Raw genomic sequence first — 2,367 nt, forward strand, 5'->3', positions numbered from 1 at the left:
CATGCGCCTGCTGCAATACAAAGACCTGAACCTGCGTCGCGTCAAGCCTGCCTTCGACAAGGTCAAGGCCGCCATCGAGGCCGGCGACTTCCGCAGCGCCGACGTCAAGAAGCTGAACGCCGGGCCCTACTACCGCGCCAAGCTCGACTACGCCAACCGCCTGCTGCTGCAGTTCGCGCGCATCGACCGGCCGCCCGAAGAAGGCGGCACCGAAACCGTGTGCCTGGCGCTGGAAGTGATCGAGAACCATGCCTATGAGCGCTCGCGCTTCCTGCGCGGCGCTGCGGTGGACGAGGCGCGCATCGAGCGTGAACCCGCGGCTGAGGCCAAGGCGCCCACGCTGGCCGCCGAGGCCGCGCCGCTGCGCTGGCTGGGCCCCGGCCGCACGCAGTTTGAGCTGCTGGACAAGCCCATCGTGTTCGACGAAGCGCAGGACGAGGCCTACCGCCAGCCGGCACCGCTGGTGGTCATCGGGTCGGCGGGCTCGGGCAAGACCGCCGTCACGCTGGCGCGGCTGCGCGAGGCCGAGGGACGGGTGCTGTACGTCACCTTGTCGGCCTACCTGGCGCAAAGCGCCCGCGCGCTGCATGCCGCGCTGGGCTTCGAGAACCCGAAGCAGGAGGTCGATTTCCTCAGCTACCGCGAGCTGCTGGAAACCTGGCGTGTGCCGCCCGGCCGCGAAGTCACGCTGCCGATGTTCGCGGCCTGGTGCGAACGCCACCGCCAGACGCTGCGGCTGCTGGGCGAGCTGGACGCGCAGGCGCTGTTCGAAGAGTTCCGCGGCGTCATCGGGGCGCAGCCTGCCGGCCCGCTGTCGCTGGCCGATTACCTGGCTTTGGGCACGCGGCAAAGCCTGCTGAGCACCGCGCAGCGCGAGCTGGCGCACGGCCTCTTCCAGCGCTACCGCGCCTGGCTGGCCGAGTCGGGGCTGCACGACAGCAACCTGGTGGCGCATGAGTGGCGCACCCAGATCGTCGAGCAGCAGCCGCCCGGCTACGACTTCATCGTCATCGACGAAGTGCAGGACCTGACGCCGGTGCAGCTGTCGCTGGTGCTGGCGATGCTGAAGGCGCCGGGCCAGTTCATCCTGTGCGGCGACAGCCACCAGATCGTGCATCCCAACTTCTTCAGCTGGGCGGCGCTGAAGAGCCTGTTCTGGCAGGGCCTGGCCGGTGACGCCGCCCAGCGGCAGCCGCTGAAGCTGCTGCAGGCCAACTTCCGCAACACCCGCGCCGTGACCACACTGGCCAACCGGCTGCTGAAGATCAAGCAGGCGCGCTTCGGCTCGGTGGACCGCGAGAGCAACTTCCTGGTGCGCGCCACCTCGCCCGTGGCGGGTGAGGTGCGGCTGCTGGACGCCCGCGACAAGACGCTGGCGCAGCTGGATGCGGCCACCCGGCAGTCGGCACGGCACGCCGTCATCGTGCTGCGCGACGAGGACAAGGCGGCTGCGCGCCAGGTCTTGCGCACGCCGCTGGTGTTCAGCGTGCATGAAGCCAAGGGCCTGGAGTACCCGCATGTGCTGCTGTTCAAGCTGGTGAGCAGCCAGCGCCAGGCCTATGCCGAGGTGTGTGAAGGCGTCAGCCCGGCCGATCTGCAGGGCGAGGAGCTGGACTACCGGCGCGCCCGCGACAAGGCCGACAAGTCGCTGGAGCTGTACAAGTTCCAGGTCAATGCCTTGTATGTGGCGATGACCCGCGCGGTGGAGACGCTGACGCTGGTGGAGCAGGACACCGGCCACCCGCTGCTGGGCTTGCTGGGGCTGCAGCTGGGCGAGGCGCAGGCCCAGCCGGTGGCCAAGTCGACCCAGGACGAATGGGCCCAGGAAGCGCGGCGGCTGGAGCTGCAGGGCAAGGCCGAGCAGGCGCAGGCGATCCGTGATGCCTTCCTGCAGCACCAGCCGGTGCCCTGGACAGCCTGGAGCCGCGAGCTGATCGAAGCGCTGGCGCCCAAGGCGCTGGACCCGCGCAACCCCAGCAGCAAGCCACGGCAAACCTTGTTCGACTACGCCTTGTGGCATGGCCAGCATGAGTGGCTGCAGCAGCTGGGGGAGGCCGGCTTTGCACCCGCGCGCGGGCTGATGGATGACCGCGAATTCGTGGGGGCAGGCACCTCGCTGGCTTCAAGCCGTGGCATCCAGGGGCCTTGGCTGGCCCAGCAGCAACTGGTGCGCCGAACGCTGGCCGCCGTGCAGCAGCGCCATCTGCAGCCCTACCAGGCCAAGAACTTCAAGGACATCCTGCGTGCGGCCGATGTGCACGGCCCCGACCACGCCACGCCGGTGGGGGCCACGCCGCTGATGCTGGCCGCGACGACCGGCAACGCCGCGCTGGTGCAGGCGCTGCTGGCCAAAGGCGCCGACCCGGC

1 protein-coding gene is annotated in these 2,367 nt (G+C 69.7%); it reads left to right on the plus strand.

The genetic code is table 11. The features are described 5' to 3' along the window. On the plus strand, positions 1-2,367 hold a 2,367-nt coding region (locus tag ABNT58_RS17630; RefSeq protein WP_348754748.1), incomplete at both ends, for an AAA family ATPase.

The organism is uncultured Aquincola sp., from assembly GCF_964001545.1.
Classification (GTDB): domain Bacteria; phylum Pseudomonadota; class Gammaproteobacteria; order Burkholderiales; family Burkholderiaceae_C; genus Aquincola.